This is a genomic window from uncultured Limosilactobacillus sp. (genome assembly GCF_934202235.1).
Taxonomy (GTDB): Bacteria; Bacillota; Bacilli; order Lactobacillales; family Lactobacillaceae; genus Limosilactobacillus.
In genome coordinates, this window is record NZ_CAKPXS010000024.1 from 1 (window position 1) to 25,595 (window position 25,595).

Genomic DNA, 25,595 nt, shown 5'->3' on the forward strand with positions numbered 1-25,595 from the left:
CCTCCCAATCGTGTCCCAATTAGTCTAGCACGCCTGACTCAACAAAAAAAGAGCGCCAGCTGCCATTGAGGACACAGCTAACGCTTGAGAGAGGTTGGGATGGATTACTGGAGTGGTTCGTAAACCAGGTGTTCATTGATAAACTCACCAAAGCCCAGGTCAGCTAATTCACGACCATAACCGGAGTGCTTGACCCCACCAAATGGTAATTCAGGCAGTGAGGCCCAGCCGGAGTTAATCCAGGTCATCCCTGCTTCAATTTGCGATGCCACCTGCCGAGCACGAGCAACGTCTTCACCAAAGACCGTACTACCCAGGCCGTAGCTGGAATTATTGGCCAAAGCAATTCCGTCAGCAAGGTCGTGGTAGCGGTAAACGGACAGGACCGGTCCAAACATTTCTTGATCAAAGACTGGATTATCGCGGTCGATGTCAGTCAGGATCGTTGGCATAAAGAACTGCCCTTCTTGGTCGTCCACTGGCTGGTTTCCGTAGTAGACCTTCGCCCCATGGGCCACTGCCGTGTCGACTTGCTTTTGCAGCTTTTCCTTTGCTCGTCGCGAATTCATTGGGGCGAGAGTGGTTGACCGATCAAGCGGGTCACCCATCTTGACGCTGCTAAAGACTTCCCGTGCCCGCTTTAAAAACTCGTCGTAAAGTTTATCCGGCACGATGAAACGCTTGGATGACGTGCAAACTTGACCAGCATTGTACAGCCGAGCCGAGAAGATAACCTTAGCCAGTTTGTCGATGTCCGCATCCGGCAAAACAAGGAAGGCATCGTTACCACCCAATTCCATCGTGTTCTTCTTGAGGTGGGAAGCTGCCTCAGTTGCGACCGCCTGGCCTCCACGTTCAGAGCCCGTCAAGCAAACACCTTGCACCCGCACGTCAGCAATAATCTTGCCTACCTGATCGTAGTCAATAAAGAGGTTAGTCAGGCTGCCAGCCGGGGCTCCTGCTTGCGCAACGGCATCAGCAAACGCCTGCGCTGATGTTGGACAATTAGATGCATCCTTGAGGATCATCGGATTACCCACCAGGAAGTTGGGAATAAAGACCCGGGCAATTTGATAAAACGGGAAGTTCCACGGTTCTACCGCCATCAATACCCCGCTAGCCTGGCGCAGGAGGTAAGCACTGCCGCTTTCAGTATACAGCGGCCGTGGTGCCAGGAATTCGTCAGCCTTCTTGACGTAGTAGTCACAGAAAGAAGCACACAGTTCAACCTCCCCTTCGGCTTCGCCAATAAGCTTGCCCATATCGTGCGTCATAATTGTTGCATACTTGGTCTTGTTTTGACGCAAGATTGCACCAAGTTTAGTAATTACCTGCTTGCGCTGTTCAAGTTCTGCACCATTGCGCCAGCGAAGATAAAGCTGGTGAGCGTTGGCCAGTGCCGTTTCAACTTCTTGATCAGTTGAATTGGTGTATGTCTTTTCTACTTCATTGGTGTAAGGGTTAACAGTTTGATAAGCCATTTCACAATCATCCTTTCATAACTTTGTGAACATTATAAGCCGCTAGCAGCCAATTCACAAGCACCAAGGGTCCTTGTTATAGCATGAACAAGCGCGATAGTCATCAGCACCGGCAATCTTTGTGAAATAAAAATTGGCTGAATAATAAATTCACAAAGGGCAATAAAAAAGACCAGGTGGTCTCCCACCTGATCTGCTTGATTCAGTTTCAGACTAGTTCTTGTCCAGAATTGCCTGACGAGCTTGTTCACTCAGGTTGTAGAACGAGTGAACACCCTTGAATTCGGCTGAAGAACCAAGTTGGTCTTCAATCCGCATTAACTGGTTGTACTTAGCCAGACGGTCAGTCCGGTTCATTGAACCAGTCTTAATTTGGCCGGCATTAGTGCCAACAACCAGGTCAGCAATCGTCGTATCCTCAGTTTCACCAGAACGGTGAGAAACAACAGCCGTGTAACCAGCTTCCTTCGCCATTTCAATGGCCTCAAGGGTTTCAGTAACCGTCCCAATCTGGTTCATCTTAATCAGGATGGAGTTAGCTGCGCCCATCTTGATCCCCTTAGCCAGGTACTTAGTGTTAGTAACGAAGAAGTCGTCACCAACCAGTTGAACCTTCTTGCCCAGCTTATTGGTAATCTTTACCCAGTCGTCCCAGTTGTTTTCGTCAATTGGGTCTTCGACAGAAATGATTGGGTACTTTTCAACCAGGCCGGAGATGTAGTCGATGAATTCATCAGTGGTAAATTCTTCACCAGTTGACCAACGAAGCTTGTACTTCTTAGCTTCATCATCCCACAGTTCAGAAGCAGCGGCATCAAAGCCCAGGGCGATGTCCTTGCCCGGAACATAACCGGCACCCTTAATGGCGTTCATCAGGAATTCAAATGGTTCTTCGTTGTTGGCAAAGTCAGGAGCAAACCCACCTTCGTCACCGAGGCCAGTATTCTTGCCAGCGGCTTCCAGTTCACGCTTCAGTTCGTGGAAGGTTTCTGAACCCATCCGGATTGATTCACGGATGTTCTTTGCCCCAATTGGGAAGATCATGAATTCTTGGAAGTCAACCTTGTTATCAGAGTGAGCACCACCGTTGATAACGTTCATCATTGGTGTTGGCAAAACGTGACCATTAGTCCCGCCAATGTAGTTATACAGCGGAACCTGCAGCTCATCGGCAGCAGCACGGGCAGTCGCAATGGAAACAGCCAGGATAGCGTTTGCACCCAGCTTACCCTTGTTTGGCGTACCATCCAGGTCAATCATTGCCTGGTCAATTGAACGTTGATCAGTAACGTCGTAACCAACAATTTCCTTGGCAATCACATTGTTAACGTTGGCAACGGCCTTTAAAACACCCTTGCCATCGTAACGGTTTTTGTCACCGTCACGGAGTTCAACGGCTTCGTGTTCACCCGTTGAAGCACCTGACGGAACAATTCCGCGGCCAAAACCGCCAGCTTCAGTGTAAACTTCAGCTTCCACAGTCGGGTTCCCACGTGAGTCCAGAACTTCACGTGCGTAAATATCTGTAATAAGTGACATTGATGAATCTCTCCTCTTTTTCTTATTTGGAAAGCAGTTCCATGTTAATTGTATTATTTTACGGGGCCTAAAACAAGCTTTTCTTAACTGTTAACAAGCTGCATAAACGTTTCAGGCTTTAGGCTGTTACCACCGATAAGGCAGCCATCGATATCCTCTGATGCCATTAGTTTGCTAGCATTTTCGGCGTTGACACTACCGCCATAAAGGACACTCATCTGCTGGGCCGCCTCATCATCATACATATCAGCAATGGTCTGGCGAATAAGGTAACAACCTTCTTCTGCTTGAACCGGGTCGGCACTTTGGCCAGAACCGATTGCCCAGCTTGGTTCATAGGCAATCGTGATCTTGGACAAGTCTTTCCGCGGGACGTCACGCAGGTCAGTTAGGATCCGCGAAACCACCCAGTGGACCTCGTTGCCGGCAACCTTGCGTCCCATTGTTTCATCACAGCAGAGCAACGGCGACAAATTATTGCGTAATGCCGCCAGCACTTTCTTGTTAATCAGCTCATCGCTTTCGTGGAAGATTTTTCGCCGTTCTGAGTGTCCGAGGATCGTCCCATCGACGCCCATATCCGCAAGGGACAATGGCGATACTTCACCAGTAAACGCCCCAAAGTCATGGCAGTAGCAGTTTTCAGCAAAGATTTGCAGTGGGCTGCCAGCCGCGGCCCTGATCATATCTGCCAAGAACAATGGCTGCGCCGCAATCATCACCCGGCATTGGTCAGGCGATGGCAGCTGGTTCTTAATGGCGTTAACAAACTCAACCGCCTTATCCAGCGTTTTGTTCATCTTCCAATTTCCAGCAATAATCGGTACCCTCTTCAATTTTGGGTCCTCCTTTAAAAGCTTGTTGCGTAAACAGAGAAAAGCGGATGACGGGGTCGCCCGTCACCACGCTTTTAAGTGGTTACTTTTCTGAGATTGCAGCAATCCCCGGAAGCGTCTTCCCTTCGAGGTAGGTCAGTGAAGCCCCACCACCAGTAGAAATGTGGGTTAGCTGGTCAGCAACACCCAGTTGCTTAACAGCGGCAGTAGAATCACCACCACCAACAATGGTCGTCGCGTTACTCAAAGTCCCCAGGAAGCGGCCAATTGCCAGGGTTCCCTTGGCAAAGTTTGGCATTTCAAAGACGCCCATTGGGCCGTTCCAAACAACCGTCTTTGCATCCTTCAGGACACTTTCAAACAGCTTGATTGACTTCGGACCAATGTCCAAGCCTTCCCAGCCGTCTTCGATGTCACCTTCAGCAATCTTCGTGTTGGCGTCGTTGTCAAACTTATCAGCAACAACGTTGTCAACTGGCAGAACCAGCTTGTCGCCGGCCTTGTCCATAATCTGCTTAGCAACATCAATCTTATCTTTTTCAAGCAATGAGTTACCAACCTTCTTGCCCTGTGCAGCAAAGAAGGTGTAGGCCATCCCACCACCGATAATAATCTTATCAGCCTTTTCCAGCAGGTGGTCAATCACACCGATCTTGTCGGAAACCTTGGCACCACCGAGAATGGCAACAAATGGGCGTTGCGGGTTGTCAACAGCATCCCCCAGGAACTTAATTTCCTTTTCCATCAGGAAACCAGCAGCAGCCTTGCCCGGCATGTTAGTAGCAATTCCCACATTAGAAGCATGCTTACGGTGAGCCGTCCCAAAGGCATCGTTGATGAAGACATCACCCAAAGAAGCCCAGTACTTGCCTAATTCAGGATCATTCCCTGATTCGCGCTTGACGTATTCGCCATCCTTAACATCCTCATAACGGGTGTTTTGAACAAGCAATACTTCGCCGTCCTTCATGTTGTCAATTGCATCTTCCAGCTGCTTGCCTTCCGTTACCGGAACAAATGTAACGGGCTTTTGCAGCAGGTTTGACAGTCGTTCAGCAACTGGCCGCAGTGACAGTCCTGGCTTGTCTTCTTCCTTCTTAACGCGCCCAAGGTGGGAGAAAAGAATTGCCTTGCCATCATGTTCAATCACGTACTCAATCGTTGGCAGTGCCGCCACGATCCGGTTGTCATCGCCAACCTTACCGTCCTTAACCGGAACGTTAAAGTCGACCCGCATCAGCACTTTTTTGCCTTTTAAGTCTAAGTCTTCAACAGTTAACTTTGCCATTTCCCATTCCTCCTAAAAAAGGGCTGTGACAAAACATAGTTTCGCTCACAGTCCTTATTGCTTATAACTTTGCTTTTTCTAATCCACTTGATTAGAGCGTTGCAAAGTGGAGCAGCGTCCGAATCATGTTGCAAGTGAAGCCGTATTCGTTGTCATACCAAGCAACGGTCTTAACCAGTTGAGTGCCGTCATCGGCTTCCATAATGTCAGTTTGTGACGGGTCGAAAACAGAACCGTAAGTTGAGCCGATAATGTCAGTAGAAACGATTGGGTCTTCAGTGTAACCAAATGCTGGATTGTTTTCAGTAGCCTTCTTCATTGCTGCGTTAACTTCATCAGCAGTGACCTTCTTGTTGAAGACAGAAACCAGTTCAGTCAGTGAACCGTCAACAACACCAACACGTTGTGCGTGGCCAGAAAGCTTACCGTTCAGTTCAGGAATTACCAGGCCAATTGCCTTAGCAGCACCTGATGAGTGCGGAATGGTGTTAACACTTGCAGTACGGTTGTTACGCATCTTCTTGCCGCGAGGGCCATCCAGGATCGCCTGAGTAGAAGTGAAGGCGTGAATAGTAGTCATGGTACCAACCTTCATCCCGAAGTTCTTGTTCAGGAAGTAAGCCATTGGTGCCAGGCAGCTAGTCGTGCATGAACCAGCTGAAACGATCTTGTCGTCAGCCTTAAGAGTGTCCAGGTTAACACCAGGAACAACAGTTGGAATGTTACCAGCTGGTGCAGAAATCAGAACACGCTTTGCGCCAGCGTCGAGGTGTGCTTGTGACTTTTCAGCAGAAGTGTAGAAACCAGTACATTCAAGAACGAAGTCAACACCATCATTCTTAACCCAAGGAATGTTCCGTGCATCGCGTTCTGCGTATACCGGGTACTTCTTGCCGTCAACAATAATCCCCTTGTCGTATGATTCAACAGTGCCAGGGAAAGCACCATGAGTTGAGTCATACTTCAGCAGGTAAGCCAGCATTTCAGGAGTAGTCAAGTCGTTGATAGCAACAACTTCAATATCCTTTGAGCCTAACTGGTGAATCCGACGAAATGCAAGACGACCAATCCGGCCGAAACCATTAATACCAATCTTGACAGTCATACTGCAAGTTCCTCCTTTAGGAAAATAATCAATGTACGTTCTTAGTTTAGCACTCTCACCCGTTTTGTGTTAACAAAATCCTGCAAATAAAACGGATTAATTTGTACCTCACTAACAGACATCGCTGTCCGTCTCTATCATACTCAAAAATCTTCGGTAAGTCCAACTTAAAATAATGGAGCGGTCCAATTATAAACTTTTGTGTCTTTGACAAAATGCCCCTTGCTTTTATCGGCAAGTTAAGATAATATAATGATTGTTGCGCGCCCTTAGTGTAATGGATCGCACGTGAGATTCCGGTTCTCGAGATCAGGGTTCGACTCCCTGGGGGCGCATTATTTATGGATTACGTGAAAAATAGCTCAAGTCTTGTCTAACAAGGCTTGAGCTATTTTTCTTTGCTTGTTAAAGGACAAGGAAATGCGCACAACTTCCCCCTCCTAACCCCCTTCGTCTCCATGAAGCTGGCTATCGTCTTTCCTGGTCAGCGCGCTTTGGTTCATCACCCCGTACTGGCACTCTTCGCTGTTCAGCTAACTTTGACTAGCTTTTTTACTGTTTACTGCCAAACTGATTTCCTTTGCTAGCTATCTCATTGACTAATTGACAAACGGCAAAAGAAACAGGGATGGCTTCATATATTATCTTCAGTGCTACCAACAATCATCAACCTAGTTACTGCTGTTAAAAGAAAAAGGAACCGGCAACCCGGTTCCTCATTATCAATTACTTTTCGTCAGCAGGCTTTTCCTTAGCCCACTTGCGAATTTCTTCGATCTTCTTTTCCTTAAGCGCCCGCTTGTAACGTGGAGCAACTGGACGCCGGCCTTGTACGCCATGTGGATGTGCTTTACGCATTGGGATATGCCTCCTTTACTTTGTACGTAAAATTCAACGTTCTCAATTATACCGGGGTCGTCACTAAAAAGCAACCTCTTTCACCGCTTCTCCAGCTTTCAAGGTGAAGCCCCGCCCAGCACCGCCGAAAACGGTTGCAAGTTAGTGACTAGACCAATAACTATAACAACCTTCCTTAAGCTTTTTATAAGCTCGCTTGTCAATTAGACCAATTTGGAGTAGCATGAGAATTGTCAAAACGAAAGAAAGCTGACTAAGTAATTAGCCAGCCATTGGAGGATAAAAATGAGTGAAGAAAGTCAAACCATGATGAAACTTGCAGTAGCTGTCAAACATAACCGGGTGACTGACCAGTTAGCCCAGCAGTGCGCTGCGACGGAAATTGAACTTCTGTCTAATGACCTTAACCAGAAATAGTTTTAATTTGACCTTTTTTGACCTATCGAGTATAGTATTAGTATCAAGTTAGCAGTGACTGCTAATGAGTGCTAATTTAAAGGGGGTTCATATTTTGAACTTAGTGCCAACTGTGATTGAACAGTCCTCACGTGGTGAACGTGCCTACGACATTTACTCACGTCTGTTGAAGGACCGCATCATCATGCTTTCGGGGCCGATCAACGATGACGTTGCTAACTCCATCGTTGCCCAGCTGCTGTTCCTGGATGCCCAGGACTCTAGTAAGGATATTTACATGTACATCAACTCCCCGGGTGGTGTTGTTACTGCCGGGATGGCTATCTACGACACGATGAACTACATCAAGTCAGATGTTCAGACGATCGTTATCGGGATGGCTGCCTCGATGGCTAGTGTCCTTGCTTCGTCTGGTACCAAGGGCAAGCGGTTTGGTCTGCCACACTCTGAAGTCTTGATTCACCAACCTTCTGGTGGTGCTCAGGGTCAGCAAACCGAAATTGAAATCGCCGCAACTGAAATTCTGAAGACGCGCAAGATGCTTAACGGTATCCTGGCCAAGAATTCCGGTCAAGATCTGGCAACTATCCAACGTGATACTGAACGTGACCACTACTTCACCGCTCAAGAAGCAGTTGATTATGGTCTGCTCGATGCCGTGATGGATAAAAATGAAACTAAGTAACATTTGAACAATCAAAAAGCCGGTGCTGTTGAGCACCGGCTTTTTTTACTACTTAGCAGGATTTTTCAGGAAAGTGTTATTAAACAGGTACTGGTGCCCTGCTGTCAAATCATACTGCACCAGTTGATAATCATGGAGTAATTGTTGCTGACGATGAGTTAAGCTCACTTGCTTCCCCTTGGCATTGACGAAAGACGTTCCGCCAGTGTGAACCGTATTGTTATGGTCAGTGCCGTTTAACGACAGGCTCATTGCTGGCAGTTGAGTATAAACCCGCGTGAGCAAAGCGTAATAAGGTGACACCTTAACGCCCATCTGCGCCAGCGCCATCGCTGGAAAGTCATTGGGACTCACCAGTTGACGATGGGACAATCGTTTACCATGCCCAGCAGCCGCCTTATTACTATAAATCCAGTAGTCTGTCTCATGCAGTTGAACCCCGTAGCGGTTCATCGACACATGACCGTAGATTCCCGGCAAATGATCCCCATACCAAACAACTGTCACTGGCTTGTCGACCTTATCCAGCGACGTCAGAAATTCTCTTGTTGCTTCATCAGTATACGAGATTCCCTGGGTATAGGTTTCAATTTTTTGCTGGCTGCTTCCGTCTGCTGCTGCGCCGCTCACCCGAAAGCGATGATGACGGTAGTAATTTTCCAGGTATGGCATGTGGTTTTGCATCGTCGCAACCTGAATAAACTGCCCACCCTGGTGATCAGCCAGCACTTTCAGCGTCTGCCGATAAGTCGAACTATCGGCCACCCGCGGATTATTGTCGATGGTCCGGGTATAAGTCAAGGCCGGGTGACTGCCAAAGCAGTAGAACCGGTTAAACTTAAACTTTGGGTAGACCTTATTGCGACTGTAGAGCTGGCCAGAAAACGGGTGAACTGCCTGGGAATAATTAAACAGTTGGTTAATCGACCACGCCCGTCGCTGGTAAGGAACCAGTTGTGAATACGGTGTTGGCAAGGTCGCTGAAAAATTAGCTTCTGACAGTCCCGTCAGCGCCATGTATTCCATGTTAGCCGTGCCCCCACCATAGCCGGAGCTCAGCATTAGTCCGCCAGTTGTCTGTTTCTTCAGCTGGCTAATAAACGGTAGTGGGTTGCCACCATGAACCGTTAAAGTCGGAACCCGTCGTGGATCGGCAAAGCTCTCGCTAAGGATGAAGATTAACGATTGTTGATTAGCGGTCCCCCGGCGGTCACGGTTAATGTTGGCACCAATGCGTTGATATTTTTGTGCCAGCTTCTTCATGTTTGCCGCTGAATAGTCCGCTGGTCTCGCCATCACAGTCACGTCGACGTTGTTGGCAAATTGCAAGAGGGTCCCGTTAATTTTGGCCCCCCGAATCTGTTTATAGAAATATGGAACATCCTGGGCACTTTCCAGGTATGACTTTACTGGACTGTGCGGATGGTTGGCCACCTTAAAACAACCGAGAAAGGTCACCGAAACAACCAGCAGTCCGAGCCGCCCCTGCCAGGTCAGTCCGCGATAATGGTCCTTCCTCTGCAGGAGGGCAGCAACAATAATCAATCCCACCAACGTCAACCCAGCAACCAGCAAAATGTTACCGTTAACCATCCCCAGCAGTTCACGGGGGGCAGTGACCATTGAGAGGTCGGACGGCAGGATGGGCTCATCCCGGCTCGCTATTTTCAGTTGTGAAGCCGTCGTCCAACCAAGCGAGAAGATAATCATTATGAACAGTGAGGGCCAATACCAGTTAGTGATTGCCATGAGAATGCCAAAGATAGCAAGTAAGATGGCAATATTTAGCCACACTAGCGCGGTCCGCTCCTTCATGATCCACGACAGCATGTTGAAACTCCCGTCCCATAAAAGAAGGTAGGAAAAGAGCACGAGCAACCAGGCGGAAAAGATGGCCAGCCATGCACGCCAGTGGTGAACAACCCACCGACCCGCTCGTTGCAAAACGGTCAGCAATGCTACTGGCTGGTGATGCCGTCGCCACCAGAAAATCGTTAGTCGGCCACCAATCGCAACCACTACCGTCACGATCACTACTTCGGTCAGGTCAAGCAGCCAAGCGGGCCACCCTGTCCGAAAAAATGGTGCCGCCAGTGTCTGGGCTGCAATCATCATCCCCAGGACCCAGGTGTAGTAGATGATCCCGCCATCCGCCACAGTTGCTTGCTGATGATTTTTAATGTACCAAGCCGCCAGCATCACTACCAGCACCAGCATAAATGACTGCGTGCTACTTAGACCCACCAGGTAGTGGTTAGAGCTGGCAAGACCATCGTGAGGACTATATTGAACAATATTGGTCCGATGCCACATTTCTAATCCCGCAAGGAGCCACGAGCCAAGCGTTGCCCAGGCAAACTGCCAGTTGGAAAAGTGACGCCATGAGTGATCGCTTTGCAGGACATCCCCGACTAGGAATAAGAAGAGCAACCAGGTAATGGTATTTCCCGTCCGAAATCCAAAGAAATCACGGTGCCATACCAGGTTGGTAATAAAGAAGAGCAGGCCCACAGCAATGGCCACCCGCCGCCGAAATTGCAACGGCAAACTAGCCAAAACATTCTTTAGTCGCGGGGCCATTACCACTAACGCGGCCATCATTAACCAGAAAGCAAAAACGTTTGCCATCAAGTAAAGTTCCCGCGGGTCCGTCGGTGGTTGGGGGCAGAAACGGTCAATAACTGAAAAGACTGCCCCGATGGCAACCATTACCCCACCCAAAATGGTGGTGTGGTCACTACTCTGGCTCTGTGCTCCCAGGAGCACTGGTGCCGTCACGGTTAAGGCCACCGCCAAGGTCTTCAGAAGCCACATTACGACAAACAGTGGTGTCCCGGTGCTGTTGGTGAGGGTTTGCCCCGCCGTTAGCACAATCCCCAGCAGTATCAATAGGAGTGCCACCATGGTTGAACCGTTAAGCCTGCTTTGCCCCTTCTCTTCTCTCATGAAATCCTTCCTTTTTGTAATTGTTAATATCTCGTCTTATTATCAGCGTTTCGCTGCGTTTTGACAATGATCAATCATAAACAATTGTCGCCCGTTCATGCAAGTCAAAAAATTGCTAATAAAACCCGGTATTCCTTTAGCAAGAATACCGGGCATCTTTATTTGCTTGCGGTTGCCCGCAGCTGATCAGCGTACTGGTTAATCTTTCGTAAGCGGTGGTTAACCCCCGACTTAGAAATTGGCCCATCAGGGACCAATTCGCCTAATTCCTTCAAGCTGACCTCCTGGTGAGCCAGTCGCGTTTTAGCAATCATTTGCAACTTTGGTGGGAGTTGGTTGAGACCAACTCGTTCGTCAATAAAACGGATATTTTCAATCTGACGGTTAGAAGCGTTAGCAACCTTATCCATATTGGCATTTTCACAGTTAACCAGGCGGTTGACCGAATTCCGCATATCCCGCACGATCCGGATATTTTCGAACTTTAGCATTGCTGCAGTGGCCCCGATTAATTGCAAAAAGTTCGCAATTTTTTCTGCTTCCTTCAGGTAGACAATGTAGCCACTCCGCCGGCTAGTGGTGCGAGCGTTAAGGTGGTAACGGTTAATCAGCTTCGCGATTGTTTCGTTGTGTTCCTCGTACAGCGAATAAATCTCAAGATGGTAACGGGAAGTTTCCGGGTTATTGACAGAGCCCCCCGCTAAAAACGCTCCCCGAAGATAAGACCGAATCATCAAGTCGTTTTTGAGCAGTTCCAGCGGTACGTCTTCGCGAATTGACAGACCATCAATGATTCCCAAATCGGTTAACAACTCCCGCGCATGATATCGCAGGCGGACAACGTAGGTGTTATTCTTCTTCAGCTTCATCTTTCGCCGAACCAGGATGTCACTTTCAATTTGGTAAAAATCCTTAATGAGTGTGTAAATGCGGCGAGCAATGGCCGGGCTTTCGGTGGCAACGTTCAGCACCAACTGGTGGTTAGCTAGACCGACCGAACCGTTCATCCGGATCAGCGCCATTAGCTCGGCCTTCGCGTTACCACGGTGAACTTCCAGCCCCGTCAATTCTTTTTTAACTTCACTGGCGTAGGACATTAACTCCGCCCCCTTTCAATCGTGAACGTCGTGTAGCCGGTTCATCAGTTCCGCAACTACCGAACGCTGGTCGTGGAAAGCACCATTATTGCGCAGGCGAACAAAGTTAGCAGAGATCACCCGACAGCCTTGTTCGCGAAGGCCGGCAAAGTCGTGTCTCACCGGTTGAGAAATCTCGTTCCACTGTTGAAAATTAATGTAGTCTTCTGGGACCGGCTGAATGTTAACCAGGACAGTATCAATAAAATGGCAACCAAGGTGGTTATTCAGGACCCGCACGTGGTCAGCATCGGTAAAGTGGTCCGTCTCCCCCTTCTGGGTCATGATGTTGCAGATATAGATCACTTCCGCCTTAGTTTTGGCAACGGCCTCACCGACGTTTCGAATCATCAAGTTAGGCAAAATACTGGTAAAAAGACTCCCGGGGCCGAGAACGATCTGGTCAGCCGCCATAATAGCGTCAATTACTTGGTGCATGGCTGCTACCTGGTGACCATCATCGTGAGTCGCACTGACCCACACCCGCTTGATTTGGCTATGGGCGGCTGTAATCTCTGATTCCCCGCTCAACACCTGCCCATCCATAAACTCAGCATTGAGGGTTAACGGTTCGTTGGCTACCGGAAAAATATGACCATGGATTTTCATCATGGCTGATAACTCTTGCACCGCCGAAAAGATATCGCCCTTCATCTCGTTAAGTGCCGAAATAATTAAGTTACCAATCGCATGGCCCGCTAAAAAGCTGTCCTTGGATTCAAAACGATACTGAAATATTTGTTGCTCTAGCGGTGGCAAATCGCAGAGGGCAACTAAGGCGTTGCGGATATCACCAGGCGGGACGACGTTGACGTAGTTCCGTAAAATTCCTGATGAACCACCGTCATCAGCAACCGTCACGATCGCCGTAATATCAACATCTTTGTCCCGCAACCCCCGCAAGATAATCGGGAGTCCGGTTCCCCCGCCAATCACAACAATTTTTGGTTTGTGATACATTTTGCAGTTCTCCTATTGTGCTTTGTCAACGTCACGATGGTGAACATTGACGGTATAATCATTCTTCTTCAAGTCAGCTGCTAAGCGGTTAGCAATGGTCACTGAACGGTGCTGCCCACCAGTACAACCAATGGCAACCGTCAGGCTACTCTTTCCCTCGTGAATATACCCGGGTAAAGTCGATTTCAGCAGTTGGAGGAAGTGCCGGTAGAAGTTCTTGGCCGATGGATTATCCATCACGTACTCCTGAACCGCAGCATCATTGCCTGTCAGGTGTTTTAGTGCGGGGAGGTAAAACGGGTTGGGCAAGAACCGAACGTCCATTACGATATCAGCATCCAATGGCAGCCCATATTTAAAACCAAACGACATCACTTCAATATAAAAGTTGCTACCTGCACCGTCACCAAAATAATCGGCAATCCGCACCTTGAGGTTGTGCGGTGTAAGGGTTGTCGTATCGATTGTCACGTCTGCCCGGCTCTTCAACCCGTTCATCAACTGGCGTTCCTTACTGATCCCTTGAAGAATCGTCCCCTGAGGTGACAACGGGTGGCTGCGCCTGGTTTCCTTATAACGTGAGACCAGGCATTCATCAGTTGCATCGAGGAAAATGACGTTGACGTTCAAATCATCACGCTTCCGCAGAGTCGCGATGGTTCCATCAAGCTGGTCATAAAAGCCCCGTGCTCGCGAATCAATTACCATCGCCACTTTATTGTACTGGTGCGAGTCCTCCATCACGTTGATGAATTTACCAACAAGTGACGGGATCATGTTATCGATGACGAAATAGCCGAGATCCTCCACACTATGGACGGCCACCGTCTTCCCGGCGCCGCTCATCCCCGTAATAATCAAGACTTCCATTTGGGCAGACATTGAACTTCCTCCTTTAATCACTTTCAACAGTATAACATACCGGGCGTGTCATCACATCTCCCAGCCTCGCCGGTCACTAGTAGAGAATTAAAAAAGTCGCCGACCAGGGGTTCCCCCTGTCGCGACTCTTGTTAATTGTTCCCTACTTATCCCTTCATCAACTCGGGATGGGCCTTTGCCCAATCCGGATCACGTTGGAGCATTGGCAGCAGGTAGTGCCCAGTGTAGCTAGCAGCCACTGTCGCTACTTGTTCTGGTGTCCCGGTAGCAACCACCTGGCCACCAGCTTCCCCACCTTCTGGTCCAAGGTCAATCAACCAGTCAGCAGCCTTGACCACGTCTAATTCGTGTTCAATCACCAACACCGTGTTGCCAGCGTCGACTAGTCGCTGGATCACTCCCAGCAACCGCTTAATATCATCCATGTGCAAACCAGTTGTTGGTTCATCAAGAATATAAAAACTCTTCCCGTGACTCTGTTTATGCAGTTCGGCAGCCAGTTTCATTCGCTGAGCTTCGCCACCCGAAAGCGTCGTCGCTGGTTGTCCGAGGTGAACATAACCGAGACCAACATCCTCAATTGTTTGCAGCTTCCGCTTGATCTTTGGAATCGCACTGAAGAACTTCAGGGCTTCGCTAACAGTCATATTTAACACGTCGGCGATATTCTTCCCCTTATATTCTACTTCCAGTGTTTCAGAATTGTAGCGGGTCCCATGGCAAACCTCACAAGGGACGTAGACATCCGGCAGGAAGTTCATTTCGATCTTCAAAATACCGTCGCCGTGGCAGGCCTCACAACGACCGCCCTTAATGTTGAAACTAAAGCGCCCCTTGCTATAACCCCGAATCTTCGCATCGTTAGTCTGGGCAAATAGTTCGCGGATGTCCTCAAACACCCCAGTATAGGTCGCCGGGTTGCTCCGCGGCGTTCGGCCAATCGGTGACTGGTCAATATCAATAATCTTGTCAATGTAGTCCAAGCCACTGATTGACTGGTATTTCCCTGGTTTGGCCGAATTATGGTTCAGCTTCTGCGCTAATAACCGTTTCAAGATGAGGTTAACCAGGGTGGACTTGCCAGACCCCGAGACCCCAGTGACGCAGATAAACTTGCCGAGCGGAAACTTCACCGTAATGTCCTTCAGGTTGTTAGCCGCGGCCCCCTTGAGGACAATTTGATGGCCATTGCCGGCCCGCCTCGTGAGGGGAACAGGAATCCGCTTCTTCCCTGACAGGTACTGGCCGGTCAAGGACTTCCGGCTACGCATGATCTGCATCGGTGTTCCCGCCGCCATCACTTGACCACCGTGCTCACCCGCGCCAGGGCCGATATCGATAATGTAGTCAGCTGCTCGCATCGTATCCTCGTCGTGTTCAACCACGATCAGGGTGTTGCCTAAATCGCGCATCTTTTTGAGAGAAGAAATTAGACGGTTGTTGTCACGCTGATGCAACCCAATCGATGGCTCGTCAAGGACGTAGATCACCCCCGAAAGGTTCGACCCAATCTGGGTGGCCAACCGGATCCGCTGAGCTTCCCCACCGGAAAGGGTGTTGGCCGACCGGCTCAGCGTCAGATAATCCACCCCGACATTTTTCATAAAGGTCAGCCGGTCAAGGATTTCCTTCAAGATTGGCCGGGCAATTTTTTCATCCTGGTCAGACAAGGACACAGCGTCAAAGAACTCAATTGCTTTGCTGATTGGCAACTCTGAGACTTGACCAATGTTTTGACCATTAATCTGAACGCATAAGGCCCGTTGGTTTAAGCGGTAACCATGGCAAACTGGACACGGCAATTCCGTCATGTACTTACGCATCTGCTCACGCGTAAAGTCGGAATTTGTCTCGTGGTAGCGCCGCTTGACGTTGTTCACGACCCCTTCAAACTTCACATCAACATCCCGAATGCCACCGTAATCGTTCTCATAGTGGAAGTGAAATTCGGTCTCACCATTGCCATAGAGAATTTGCCGTTGTTGCTTTTTCGTCAGCTTATTAAACGGCACATCCATTGGAATGGCCGCAGACTGACAAAATTGTTCCAGTAGTGACGGATAGTACTTCGAGGAAATGGGATTCCATGGCACAATTGCCCCTTCGCTAAGGGTCTTAGTGCGGTCAGGAACTACCAGGTCGACGTCCACTGCCAACTTCATTCCCAGCCCCTCACATTCGGGGCAGGCCCCCATCGGCGCGTTAAAAGAAAACAGCCGTGGCTCCAATTCGCCGACCGTAAACCCACAAACTGGGCAGGCATAGTGTTCAGAGAAAGGAATTGTCTTACCGCCAATCACATCAGCAATCGCGTAACCGTCACTCAGGCGCAGCGCTGCTTCAAACGAGTCGAACAGGCGCGACCGAATCCCGTCCTTGACGATAATTCGGTCCACCACCACGTTGACATCGTGATTCTGATTCTTATTCAGGTCCGGCACGTCGTCCAAATCGTAGGTCTCACCATCAACCTGCACCCGAACAAAGCCATCGCGCTTAATTTTCGCCAGGACTTTCTTTTGGCTGCCCTTTTTATGGCGGACAACTGGCGAAAGAATTTGCAAGCGCGTTTTTGCCGGTAACTGCAAAATCCTGTCAACCATCTGTTCTGGTGACTGGCTGGTAATCGGAATGTGGTCATTTGGACAGATTGGTGTCCCGACTCGTGCCCACAACAAGCGAAGGAAGTCGTTAATTTCAGTAACCGTCCCGACAGTCGAACGCGGGTTATGGCTAGTCGTTTTCTGGTCAATGGAAATGGCTGGCGATAACCCTTCAATACTATCAACATCAGGCTTATCCATCTGACCCAAGAACTGACGCGCATAGGCTGACAAACTTTCGACGTACCGGCGCTGCCCTTCAGCGTAAAGGGTATCAAAAGCGAGCGAACTCTTTCCCGAACCAGATAAACCGGTAATAACAACCAGCTTGTCTTTGGGAATCGTCACGTTAATGTTCTTGAGGTTATGGGCACGCGCCCCCCGGATAATAATCTTGTTATTAGCCATTATTTCTTACCTCGCTTCCCTGATGATTTCTTGACTGCGCCCTTTAATTCGAGCACCGTATCACGAAGTGTCGCCGCCTGTTCAAAGTCGAGCCGTTTAGCAGCATCACGCATTTGCTCTGTCAAATCATCAATCATTTGCTGTTGAGCATTCCCGTCCAACTTGGCAAAATCCTTGTTGGTAAACTCAGCATCCGTCTTTTCACCGTCTTCTGCCGGCGTCCCCGCAGTAATTGCGGCGGCAATCGGCTTAATAATCGTTTTCGGCGTAATACCATGATCATGGTTGTATTTTTCCTGAATCTGGCGGCGACGGTGAGTCTCATCAATCGCCTTTTGCATGGATTCAGTCACACTATCGGCATACATAATTACCGCTCCGTGTTCATTGCGGGCGGCACGGCCAATGGTTTGGATCAACGACCGCTCATTACGTAAAAAGCCTTCCTTATCAGCATCCAAAATGGCCACCAGGGATACTTCCGGAACGTCAAGTCCTTCCCGCAACAGGTTAATCCCCACTAGGACGTCAAACTTTCCCAGTCGTAAGTCGCGAATTATCTGGGTCCGCTCCAGGGTTTTGATGTCGCTGTGAAGGTACTTACACTTGATTCCCAGGTCCTTGAGGTAGTCACTCAGGTCTTCGGCCATCTTTTTCGTCAGCGTTGTCACAAAGACCCGTTCATGGTGATCAATCCGCTGGTGGATTTCACCAACCAAGTTATCAATCTGTCCCATTACTGGCCGTACTTCAATCGTCGGATCCAAGAGCCCGGTTGGCCGAATTACCTGCTGAATAACGTGGTCAGTCTGGTTGAGCTCGTATGGTCCCGGAGTAGCGGACATGTAAACGACCTGGTTAACTCGCTGTTCAAATTCCTTGAGCTTGAGGGGGCGGTTATCCAGGGCGCTCGGCAAACGAAAACCGTAGTTAATCAGCATTTGTTTGCGGGCCCGGTCACCGTTGTACATCCCCCGCACCTGGGGCATCGTTTGGTGGGACTCATCGACCACCAGCAAAAAGTCCTTGGGGAAGAAATCCAAGAGAGTAAATGGCGGCTCCCCCGCTTGACGGCCATCCATATAACGAGAGTAGTTTTCAATCCCGTTGGTGTAGCCCATTTCCCGCATCATCTCAATGTCAAAGGTGGTCCGTTGCTGGATCCGTTCTGCTTCGAGCAGCTTGCCTTCCTTGGTGAACTTATCCACCTGTTCTTCCATTTCCTGCTTAATTTGCGGCAGTGCCCGGTTCATGACGTCTTCGTTGGTCATAAAGTGGGTTGCTGGGAAGATGGACACGTGCTGGTAGTCATCTAGCACTTCACCGGTCAAGGCATCAACCTCCCGAATACGGTCAATCTCGTCACCGAAAAATTCAATCCGTAATGCTTTCTCGTCACGCGATGCCGGGAATACTTCGACGACATCGCCATGGACACGGAACCGTCCCCGTTCAAAGTCAATATCGTTACGGTCAAATTGAATCTCCACCAAGTCTTTCAGCAGGGTATTACGTTCAATCTCTTGCCCAACGTGCAGTGATAAAACCGCCTTCTGGTATTCACGGGGGTCACCCAACCCGAAAATACTGGACACCGACGCCACCACAATCACATCGTTCCGTTCCAGGAGAGAGCTCGTTGCCCCGTGGCGGAGCTTATCAATCTCGTCATTAATTGAGGCGTCTTTTTCAATATAGGTATCAGAACTGGGCACGTAGGCTTCTGGTTGGTAATAATCGTAGTAGGACACAAAGTACTCCACCGCGTTGTGGGGGAAGAACTTCTTCATTTCACTGTAAAGCTGTCCGGCCAGGGTTTTGTTGTGGCTGAGGATTAAGGTCGGTTTATTAACCTTTGCAATCACGTTAGAAATAGTAAAGGTCTTGCCCGTCCCGGTCGCCCCTTCGAGGATTTGAGCTTTTTCACCCTTTTTCAGACCAGTTGTTAGCTGCTGGATTGCTTCAGGCTGGTCACCAGTCGGTTGGTAGTCGGACACTAATTCAAACTTTCGGTCTGGTTGCCGATAAATCATGATATCCTCCCTTTTTTCCGTGTTAAAAAGGGGAAAGCAGCTGCCATCCCCCTTCAAAATCTCCCATTATTTTACCACACGAACATATATTCGTCGAAAAATATGCAGAACAAAAAGGATGCGGTTTCCCACATCCTTCAAGCTTATTCCTTCGTTAATTCTTCAATCGCCTTTTCAAACTGACCAAGCTTTCGGTTGGCTTCATCCAGCGTTGTTGCCGCCGTCCCCACATAGAACTTCAGCTTCGGTTCAGTTCCTGATGGCCGGATAGCGACCCACGTGTCATCATCCAAAATGTACTTCAGGACATTTGACGTTGGCATCCCCATCTTAGTTGTCTTACCGGCCGTTGTGGTGGTGTCGTTGCTGAAGTCTTCAGTTGTTACTACCTGGTGACCAGCAAAGTCAGCAATGCCTTCGTCGCGGAACTTCTTCATCATTGCGCTCATCTTCTGTGGACCGTCGACACCTGGGTACATCTTCGCAACGGTCTTTTCACGGAAGTAACCGTATTTCTTAAACAGTTCCTGAACACCATCATACATCGTCATCTGACGACTGCGGTAGTAAGCAGCAATTTCCGCCAAGAGCGTCAGTGACTGAATCGCATCCTTATCACGAACAAACGGCTTGATCAGGTAGCCATAGCTTTCTTCAAAGCCAAACATGAAGGTATGGTCAGCCTTGCCAGTTTCATACTGGTGGATCTGATCAGCAATCCACTTAAAGCCCGTCAGGACATTAATCATCCCCACACCGTACGATTCAGCAATCTTGCTTGGCAAAGTGGATGAAACAATTGACTTAACCGCAACAGCGTTAGCCGGCAAAGTTCCCGCCTGCTTGTGAGCTTCCAACAGGTAGTGCAGCATGATGGCTGCAATCTGGTTACCAGTCAGCAGCTGGTATTCGCCATCTGGATGACGGACCGCACAACCAAGCCGGTCGGCATCCGGGTCAGTGGCAATCAGTACATCAGCTCCCACCTTTTTTCCCAGGGCAATCGAACGCACAAATGCTTCGGGAAATTCCGGGTTCGGGTGGACTAATCCTGGAAAGTCGCCGTTTGGCTGGGCCTCTGTTGGCTCAATGACAAAGTTAGTAAAACCTGCTTGGCGAAGCGCACGTTCACCGAGCATCCTCCCAGTCCCGCACAGCGGTGAGAAAACAAACTTCATATCCTTACCAAACTGGTGTGCCAGGTCCTTATTAACCGTAACGTCCTTAGCATGTTCCAGGTAAGCGTGGTCAACGTCCTCACCCATTTCCACTTCTAAGCCACGATTTTTCATGTCCTGTTCGTCAGCCAACGGAATGTTGAACAGGTCATCAATTTCGCGGATGTAGCCAGTCATCATGTCCGACTCTTTTGGCGGCATTTGACCACCATCTTCGCCATAAATCTTGTATCCGTTGTATTCCTTCGGGTTGTGGCTAGCCGTAATCATAATGCCCGCATAGCAATGGTGATAACGAACGGCAAATGATAGTTCTGGTGTTGGGCGAACGTTATCGTAGATGTAAACCTTGATGTCGTGAGCACCGAGCACCCTGGCAGCATCGTGAGCAAACTTACGAGAATGGTGACGAGAATCAAAACTGATAGCCACACCACGCTGCTTAGTCTCGTCACCCAGTGAATCCATCAAGGAAGCCAAGCCAGCGGTGGCCTGCCGGACGGTGTAAATGTTCATCCGGTTAATCCCCGGCCCCATGATTCCCCGCATACCGGCGGTACCAAAAGACATCGGAGCATAGAAGGCATCCTCGATTTCCTCATCGTTTCCCTTCATCGCAGACAATTCGGCTTTCAAATCAGCCGCCAGGCGAGGTTGGTCAACCCAGCTCTGGTAAGTTTCTTTCCAGCTCAAAACGCCATCTCCTTCGTTTATTCAATCATCTCGTTAATTATACCGCAAACGCCCAGTTCAAGCGACACCCCTAGCCAAGTTGACCAGTGGCGGCCCACCGTTCTATTTGCTGGGCAACACCATCATTTTCTGCTGAGGGGACAATCCGCCTGGCAACTGCCTTCACCTCTTCAGCAGCGTTGTCAACAGCTAGCGGCCACCCGACGGCGTTGAGCATCGCTAAATCATTGCCACCATCACCAAAGGCCGCTAATTCGCTCTTCGACAATGAATATCGTTGCCGGACGTAGTTAACAACAGCAGCCTTCCCAGCTGCACTACTGGTAATCTCCAGATACCCGCCGCCGGTCGCATAGAAGCGAATATCAGGCAACGCGAGCCGACGAAGGGCCGTTGAGACCCGTGTGAATTGAGTAGCATCCGGGACAATTACCAGCATGGCGAGCACCTCATCGCTAATGGATGACCGCTGCTTGAGCAAGGGGGGAATGCCAGTATATTCGGCCTCTTCTTCGATATCGGGGTCCATTCCGTTAACATACCAATGGTTTAACTCGTACCAGCAATAATGCAGGCGGGGAAAATCAGTGGTCAGTTCCGTCATTACTTTTAAGACTGTCGGTACCTTAATTGGAAAGGTTTTTAATACCTTGATTTTCCCCTTTGTCATTTCGAAAATGACCGCCCCGTTGTTGGCGCAGTGAATACCGTCTAATCTCAATTGGTCGATCATCGGCCGCATTTGAACCGGCATCCGCCCTGACACGAGGGAGAGCGGAACGGGACAATGAGATAAGGTGGTAACGGTCCTCCCAGAAAAGGGCCGATAATAAGGCAAAATCGTCCCGTCGATATCAGAAAAAATCCACCTAATCATTGACGACTGCTTTCTCTTGAAGATAGTGATATACCTGTTGACCAGCAATGGCCCCATCACCAACAGCCGTGGCGACCTGCCGAAGTGGCGTTTCGCGAACGTCACCAATCGCAAAGATTCCCGGTTGTTTAGTTCTCATCAGTGAGTCTGTCTTCACCCAGCCACGCTCATCCAAAATCCCCAACTGGGCAAATGGTTCAGTCATTGGAACACTCCCAACGTAAATAAAGACACCATCTGTTTTCAGCTGGCCCTTTTCCTGGGTCTGATTATTGACTGTTGTGACCGCCTGAACCTTCTTGTCGTCACCAATAATGGCGGTCACGCTGGTATTAAAGAGAAATTCAATGTTATCATGTTGCTTCGCTTGTTCTTGGAGGAGCGGTTGCGCCCGCAAATGGTCTTTGCGAACCAAAATGCTGACCTTGCCGGCCAACCCCGCGAGGTAAGTTCCTTCTTCAACCGCGGAGTCTCCACCACCAACCACGACCACGTGCTGGTCGCGGAAAAAGGCACCATCACAGACGGCACAATAAGAAACACCCCGGCCACCATATTCTTCTTCGCCGGGAACACCAAGGTGGCGCTGACTCGAGCCGGTGGCAATCACTACTGCCCGGGCACGGAAAGTATCTCCCATATCGGTCGTTAATACTTTCCAGTCTCCATCAACAGTCAGTTCCTCCACCGTTCCGTAGGCATACTGGGCACCAAACTGGGTCGCTCCCTGATACATTTTTTCAGCTAATTCGGGCCCCTTCACCGACTTAAACCCGGTGTAGTTTTCAATGGTAGCAGTATTGTTGAGGTTTCCCCCATAAATACCGCGGTCAAGCATCAGTACTGACAGGTTGGCCCGTGAAGCGTAAAGTGCCGCCGTCATACCGCCCGGACCTGCACCAATCACAATTACGTCGTAGTCTGTCTTTTTTTCTTCAGTCATTGTAAAACCTCCTCGTGGTTTGTGCTGTTAACCTCATCATACCGGGCCGCTGGCGAAAAGTCTAGCAGGTAGCTTACCTTTAGTAAGTGTCACTCTCAAGGCGCAAACTTCCCCCTGCACAGAACAAAAAATGCTGGGAGCTCCCAGCATTATTTGTCATGAGCAACCAGACTACTTGTTGCCCTTCTTTTTGTCTTCAGCAGTTAACTTTGCACCCATATCCTTCAGGTATTGACGCAGATCGTCCTTTACCTGCGGATGGTTCAACCCGTATTCGATATTCGTCTGGATCCAGCCAAACTTGTTACCAACATCGTAACGCTTGCCCTTAAATTCGTGGGCAAAGACCCGCTGGGTCTTATTCAGCGTATCAATGGCGTCGGTCAGCTGAACTTCATTCCCCTTACCTGGCTTAGTGTGGGCCAGCACATCAAAAATCTCCGGAGTGAAGATGTATCGGCCAATAATGGCCAAGTCACTTGGCGCATCAGCCGGATCAGGCTTTTCAACAAAACTCGTCACGTTGAACAGGCCTGGCTTCACTTCAGCACTCGGGTTAATTACCCCGTACTTAGCGGTATCTTCATGTGGCACCCGCATTACAGCTAACGTGGAGGCACCAGTTTCATGATAACTATCGATTAGTTCTTTCGTCAGTGGCGAGCCAGTCCCGTCGATGTTGTTCAGGTCGTCGCCGAGCATGACCACGAACGGTTCATCCCCGATGAAGTCACGCGCAGTCAAAACTGCGTCGCCGAGGCCACGTGGGTGTGACTGCCGGATGAAGTAAATGTTGATATCAGTGGTTTCTTGAACCAACTTCAGCATTTCGTCCTTGTGCTTCGCCTTCAGGTTGTCTTCCAGTTCCGGGTTGGAGTCAAAGTGGTCTTCGATTGAACGCTTGTTTTTCCCATCGACGACGACAATGTCTTCAATCCCCGACTTGCGGGCTTCTTCGACGATAAACTGAATAGTTGGTTTATCAACGATCGGCAACATTTCCTTGGCCAGTGCCTTAGTGGCTGGCAGGAAACGAGTCCCTAACCCAGCGGCCGGAATAATGGCCTTCCGTACTTTTTTCATTACTCAAAATTCCTTTCAATTAAAAAATACAAACAGACAGGCAAATTATACCACATTACTCCAATTCTGTCGTGACTTGCCGGCCCATCAGTTCATCGATAGCCTTTTCAATGTCCTCATCTTCATATAAAACGCGGTACAAGGCGTCAGTAATCGGCATTTTGACCTGCCGCTTTTCGGCCAGTTCATGCGCGGCCTTAGTGGTATACACGCCTTCAATCACCATTCCCATATGAGAAATGACGTCACCCAGTTTTTGTCCCTGGCCAAGCTGGTAACCAGCCCGCCAGTTCCGGGAATTCTTACTAGTTGTGGTGACAACCAGGTCGCCGACTCCCGACAAGCCGATGAAGGTAAACGGATTAGCGCCAAAAGCAACCCCCAAGCGGCGAATTTCTGCCAACCCACGGGTAATCAAGGCTGCCCGGGCATTATCCTTGTAGCCCAGGCCGGCGAGTGCTCCAGCACCAATGGCGATGATATTTTTCAGCGCTGCCCCAAACTCAGCGCCAATCACGTCGTCGTTGGTGTAAACCCGGAAGTAGGAATTGCTAAACAGCTTTTGCACCTTCGCGGCACTTGTCAGATTAACAGAAGCAGCAGTGACCGCTGTCATATCCTGAATTGCAACGTCTTCAGCATGGCTTGGCCCAGACAAGACCACCACGTCCTCACGATGTGCTGACGGAATGCATTCTTCAATGATTTGTGACGGACGCTTGTAAGTACTTTGTTCCAGGCCCTTGGTAGCGTGGATAATCAACGGCTTCATGTCCAACTCAGCCAGCAGCTTGCTTAACTTCGTGGACACTTCGCGAATCCCCTTCGTTGGGATGACAATCAACACGTAATCAGCATCGCGAACCGCTTCCTTCATGTCAATCGTCACGTGAAGGTCCTTCGAATACTTAAAGTCTTCCATATAGCGGGGGTTCACGTGCCAGCGGTTGAAGGTTTCAACTTGTTCATCATCACGTGACCAGAGCCAAACGTTCTTCTCGTTACCAACAAGCAAGTTCGCTAAAATACTTCCCCAGGATCCAGCCCCGAGGACTGCAACTTTTTCTGCCATCTTAATCTTTCTCCTTTCGCACCGTTGGCGAATTATACCACGCCAACCCGCCGCGACGCCGGCGAACCACCAATACAATGATGGCTGCCATGACGAAAACCAACGATAGTAGTTGAGAGACCCGCACAGTGGACCCGATCATCAGGCTATCTGTCCGCATTCCCTCAATCACAAAGCGACCACAGCCATACCAGATTACGTAAGTCAGCGCGATTTCGCCCCGCTTAAAAAGGTGAACGCGGTGACGCAACAACATAATCAACGCAAAGCCAGCCAAGTCCCATAATGATTCATATAAAAACGTCGGTGTCCGGTAAGCACCACCAACCGCCATCTGCTGAATTAGCCATTGCGGGAGGTGGGCTGCCTGAAGTGCCGCTTTCGTTGTTACTTTGCCAAAGGCTTCCTGGTTAATAAAGTTACCCCAGCGACCGAGCCCCTGGCCCAGTAAAACAGTTGGCGCCACGATGTCCAGCACCGTCCACACACGAAGGTGGTGGTACCGACAATAGAAGTATAGCACGACCGCACCGCCAATGATGCCCCCATAAATAGCAATTCCACCGTCCCAG

Annotated in this window: 20 protein-coding genes and 1 tRNA gene; 3 read left to right on the forward strand and 18 right to left on the reverse strand. The window is 49.5% G+C overall.

Features of this window, described 5'->3' with window-relative positions:
* Positions 1-104 precede the first annotated feature (104 nt).
* From Q0E49_RS04800 to gap, 5 genes are all read right to left on the reverse strand, one after another.
* On the reverse strand, positions 105-1,481 hold the full coding sequence (locus Q0E49_RS04800) for an NAD-dependent succinate-semialdehyde dehydrogenase (RefSeq protein WP_295746807.1): 1,377 nt from the start codon (positions 1,479-1,481) through the stop codon (positions 105-107).
* 213 nt (positions 1,482-1,694) lie between these two features.
* Positions 1,695-3,020 carry a phosphopyruvate hydratase gene (eno, locus tag Q0E49_RS04805; protein ID WP_102281013.1) on the reverse strand — a complete coding sequence of 442 codons (1,326 nt, stop codon included), beginning with the start codon at positions 3,018-3,020 and terminating at the stop codon, positions 1,695-1,697.
* Positions 3,021-3,103: 83 nt separating this feature from the next.
* Positions 3,104-3,856, reverse strand: coding sequence for a triose-phosphate isomerase (gene tpiA, locus Q0E49_RS04810; RefSeq protein ID WP_295746808.1), 753 nt, complete (start codon positions 3,854-3,856; stop codon positions 3,104-3,106).
* Positions 3,857-3,938: 82 nt separating this feature from the next.
* Positions 3,939-5,144, reverse strand: a complete 1,206-nt coding sequence (locus tag Q0E49_RS04815) for a phosphoglycerate kinase (RefSeq protein ID WP_295746809.1) — start codon at positions 5,142-5,144, stop codon at positions 3,939-3,941.
* Positions 5,145-5,235: 91 nt separating this feature from the next.
* On the reverse strand, positions 5,236-6,249 hold the full coding sequence (gap, locus tag Q0E49_RS04820) for a type I glyceraldehyde-3-phosphate dehydrogenase (RefSeq protein WP_102281008.1): 1,014 nt from the start codon (positions 6,247-6,249) through the stop codon (positions 5,236-5,238).
* A gap of 263 nt (positions 6,250-6,512) precedes the next feature.
* On the opposite strand from gap, the gene Q0E49_RS04825 reads away from it, so the two are divergent.
* A tRNA-Arg gene (locus Q0E49_RS04825) sits at positions 6,513-6,584 on the forward strand.
* A gap of 391 nt (positions 6,585-6,975) precedes the next feature.
* On the opposite strand, the gene Q0E49_RS04830 is transcribed toward Q0E49_RS04825, so the two are convergent.
* The gene (locus Q0E49_RS04830; protein ID WP_268874823.1) at positions 6,976-7,107 is read right to left on the reverse strand and encodes a hypothetical protein; all 132 of its coding nucleotides are present in this window, start codon (positions 7,105-7,107) and stop codon (positions 6,976-6,978) included.
* A 285-nt stretch (positions 7,108-7,392) separates the two neighbouring features.
* Here Q0E49_RS04830 and Q0E49_RS04835 point away from each other — a divergent pair, with 285 nt between their 5' ends.
* Positions 7,393-7,524 (forward strand): hypothetical protein, encoded by a 132-nt coding sequence (locus Q0E49_RS04835; RefSeq protein WP_295746810.1) that lies wholly within the window; start codon positions 7,393-7,395, stop codon positions 7,522-7,524.
* A gap of 94 nt (positions 7,525-7,618) precedes the next feature.
* Entirely contained in the window at positions 7,619-8,209 is a 591-nt protein-coding gene (locus Q0E49_RS04840) for an ATP-dependent Clp protease proteolytic subunit (protein ID WP_295746822.1), read from the forward strand.
* 48 nt (positions 8,210-8,257) lie between these two features.
* Here the strand turns inward: Q0E49_RS04840 and Q0E49_RS04845 are convergent, their stop codons facing one another.
* The 12 genes from Q0E49_RS04845 to lgt all read right to left on the reverse strand — a co-directional run.
* Positions 8,258-11,155 carry an LTA synthase family protein gene (locus Q0E49_RS04845; protein ID WP_295746811.1) on the reverse strand — a complete coding sequence of 966 codons (2,898 nt, stop codon included), beginning with the start codon at positions 11,153-11,155 and terminating at the stop codon, positions 8,258-8,260.
* A gap of 158 nt (positions 11,156-11,313) precedes the next feature.
* Positions 11,314-12,252 carry a DNA-binding protein WhiA gene (gene whiA / locus Q0E49_RS04850; protein ID WP_295746812.1) on the reverse strand — a complete coding sequence of 313 codons (939 nt, stop codon included), beginning with the start codon at positions 12,250-12,252 and terminating at the stop codon, positions 11,314-11,316.
* A gap of 15 nt (positions 12,253-12,267) precedes the next feature.
* Complete coding sequence (locus Q0E49_RS04855; RefSeq protein ID WP_295746813.1) at positions 12,268-13,251, reverse strand: YvcK family protein; 984 nt, start codon at positions 13,249-13,251, stop codon at positions 12,268-12,270.
* A 12-nt stretch (positions 13,252-13,263) separates the two neighbouring features.
* Positions 13,264-14,133 (reverse strand): RNase adapter RapZ, encoded by an 870-nt coding sequence (rapZ, locus tag Q0E49_RS04860; RefSeq protein WP_295746814.1) that lies wholly within the window; start codon positions 14,131-14,133, stop codon positions 13,264-13,266.
* Between the two features lie 146 nt (positions 14,134-14,279).
* The gene (gene uvrA / locus Q0E49_RS04865) at positions 14,280-17,144 is read right to left on the reverse strand and encodes an excinuclease ABC subunit UvrA (RefSeq protein WP_295746815.1); all 2,865 of its coding nucleotides are present in this window, start codon (positions 17,142-17,144) and stop codon (positions 14,280-14,282) included.
* Positions 17,144-19,177, reverse strand: coding sequence for an excinuclease ABC subunit UvrB (gene uvrB / locus Q0E49_RS04870; protein ID WP_295746816.1), 2,034 nt, complete (start codon positions 19,175-19,177; stop codon positions 17,144-17,146). Before uvrB ends, uvrA begins: the two co-directional genes overlap by 1 nt.
* A 143-nt stretch (positions 19,178-19,320) precedes the next feature.
* Positions 19,321-21,048, reverse strand: a complete 1,728-nt coding sequence (locus Q0E49_RS04875; RefSeq protein ID WP_295746817.1) for a phospho-sugar mutase — start codon at positions 21,046-21,048, stop codon at positions 19,321-19,323.
* Positions 21,049-21,118: 70 nt separating this feature from the next.
* Positions 21,119-21,925, reverse strand: a complete 807-nt coding sequence (locus tag Q0E49_RS04880; RefSeq protein WP_295746818.1) for an HAD family hydrolase — start codon at positions 21,923-21,925, stop codon at positions 21,119-21,121.
* A complete protein-coding gene (gene trxB / locus Q0E49_RS04885; protein WP_295746819.1) occupies positions 21,918-22,868 on the reverse strand; it encodes a thioredoxin-disulfide reductase in 951 nt (316 codons plus the stop codon). Before trxB ends, Q0E49_RS04880 begins: the two co-directional genes overlap by 8 nt.
* A 171-nt stretch (positions 22,869-23,039) precedes the next feature.
* Positions 23,040-23,951 (reverse strand): UTP--glucose-1-phosphate uridylyltransferase GalU, encoded by a 912-nt coding sequence (galU, locus tag Q0E49_RS04890; protein WP_102280990.1) that lies wholly within the window; start codon positions 23,949-23,951, stop codon positions 23,040-23,042.
* Between the two features lie 55 nt (positions 23,952-24,006).
* Positions 24,007-25,023, reverse strand: a complete 1,017-nt coding sequence (locus Q0E49_RS04895; RefSeq protein WP_295746820.1) for an NAD(P)H-dependent glycerol-3-phosphate dehydrogenase — start codon at positions 25,021-25,023, stop codon at positions 24,007-24,009.
* A gap of 1 nt (position 25,024) precedes the next feature.
* On the reverse strand, positions 25,025-25,595 hold a 571-nt coding region (gene lgt, locus Q0E49_RS04900), incomplete at its 5' end, for a prolipoprotein diacylglyceryl transferase (RefSeq protein ID WP_295746821.1).

What these genes read in the sequence shown, in the direction of transcription:
- Q0E49_RS04800 (WP_295746807.1), bottom strand. Translation starts at nt 1,481, where the DNA reads ATGGCTTATCAAACTGTTAACCCTTACACCAATGAAGTAGAAAAGACA.
- eno (WP_102281013.1), bottom strand. Translation starts at nt 3,020, where the DNA reads ATGTCACTTATTACAGATATTTACGCACGTGAAGTTCTGGACTCACGT.
- Q0E49_RS04815 (WP_295746809.1), bottom strand. Translation starts at nt 5,144, where the DNA reads ATGGCAAAGTTAACTGTTGAAGACTTAGACTTAAAAGGCAAAAAAGTG.
- gap (WP_102281008.1), bottom strand. Translation starts at nt 6,249, where the DNA reads ATGACTGTCAAGATTGGTATTAATGGTTTCGGCCGGATTGGTCGTCTT.
- Q0E49_RS04830 (WP_268874823.1), bottom strand. Translation starts at nt 7,107, where the DNA reads ATGCGTAAAGCACATCCACATGGCGTACAAGGCCGGCGTCCAGTTGCT.
- Q0E49_RS04835 (WP_295746810.1), top strand. Translation starts at nt 7,393, where the DNA reads ATGAGTGAAGAAAGTCAAACCATGATGAAACTTGCAGTAGCTGTCAAA.
- Q0E49_RS04845 (WP_295746811.1), bottom strand. Translation starts at nt 11,155, where the DNA reads ATGAGAGAAGAGAAGGGGCAAAGCAGGCTTAACGGTTCAACCATGGTG.
- whiA (WP_295746812.1), bottom strand. Translation starts at nt 12,252, where the DNA reads ATGTCCTACGCCAGTGAAGTTAAAAAAGAATTGACGGGGCTGGAAGTT.
- Q0E49_RS04855 (WP_295746813.1), bottom strand. Translation starts at nt 13,251, where the DNA reads ATGTATCACAAACCAAAAATTGTTGTGATTGGCGGGGGAACCGGACTC.
- rapZ (WP_295746814.1), bottom strand. Translation starts at nt 14,133, where the DNA reads ATGTCTGCCCAAATGGAAGTCTTGATTATTACGGGGATGAGCGGCGCC.
- uvrA (WP_295746815.1), bottom strand. Translation starts at nt 17,144, where the DNA reads ATGGCTAATAACAAGATTATTATCCGGGGGGCGCGTGCCCATAACCTC.
- uvrB (WP_295746816.1), bottom strand. Translation starts at nt 19,177, where the DNA reads ATGATTTATCGGCAACCAGACCGAAAGTTTGAATTAGTGTCCGACTAC.
- Q0E49_RS04880 (WP_295746818.1), bottom strand. Translation starts at nt 21,925, where the DNA reads ATGATTAGGTGGATTTTTTCTGATATCGACGGGACGATTTTGCCTTAT.
- trxB (WP_295746819.1), bottom strand. Translation starts at nt 22,868, where the DNA reads ATGACTGAAGAAAAAAAGACAGACTACGACGTAATTGTGATTGGTGCA.
- galU (WP_102280990.1), bottom strand. Translation starts at nt 23,951, where the DNA reads ATGAAAAAAGTACGGAAGGCCATTATTCCGGCCGCTGGGTTAGGGACT.
- Q0E49_RS04895 (WP_295746820.1), bottom strand. Translation starts at nt 25,023, where the DNA reads ATGGCAGAAAAAGTTGCAGTCCTCGGGGCTGGATCCTGGGGAAGTATT.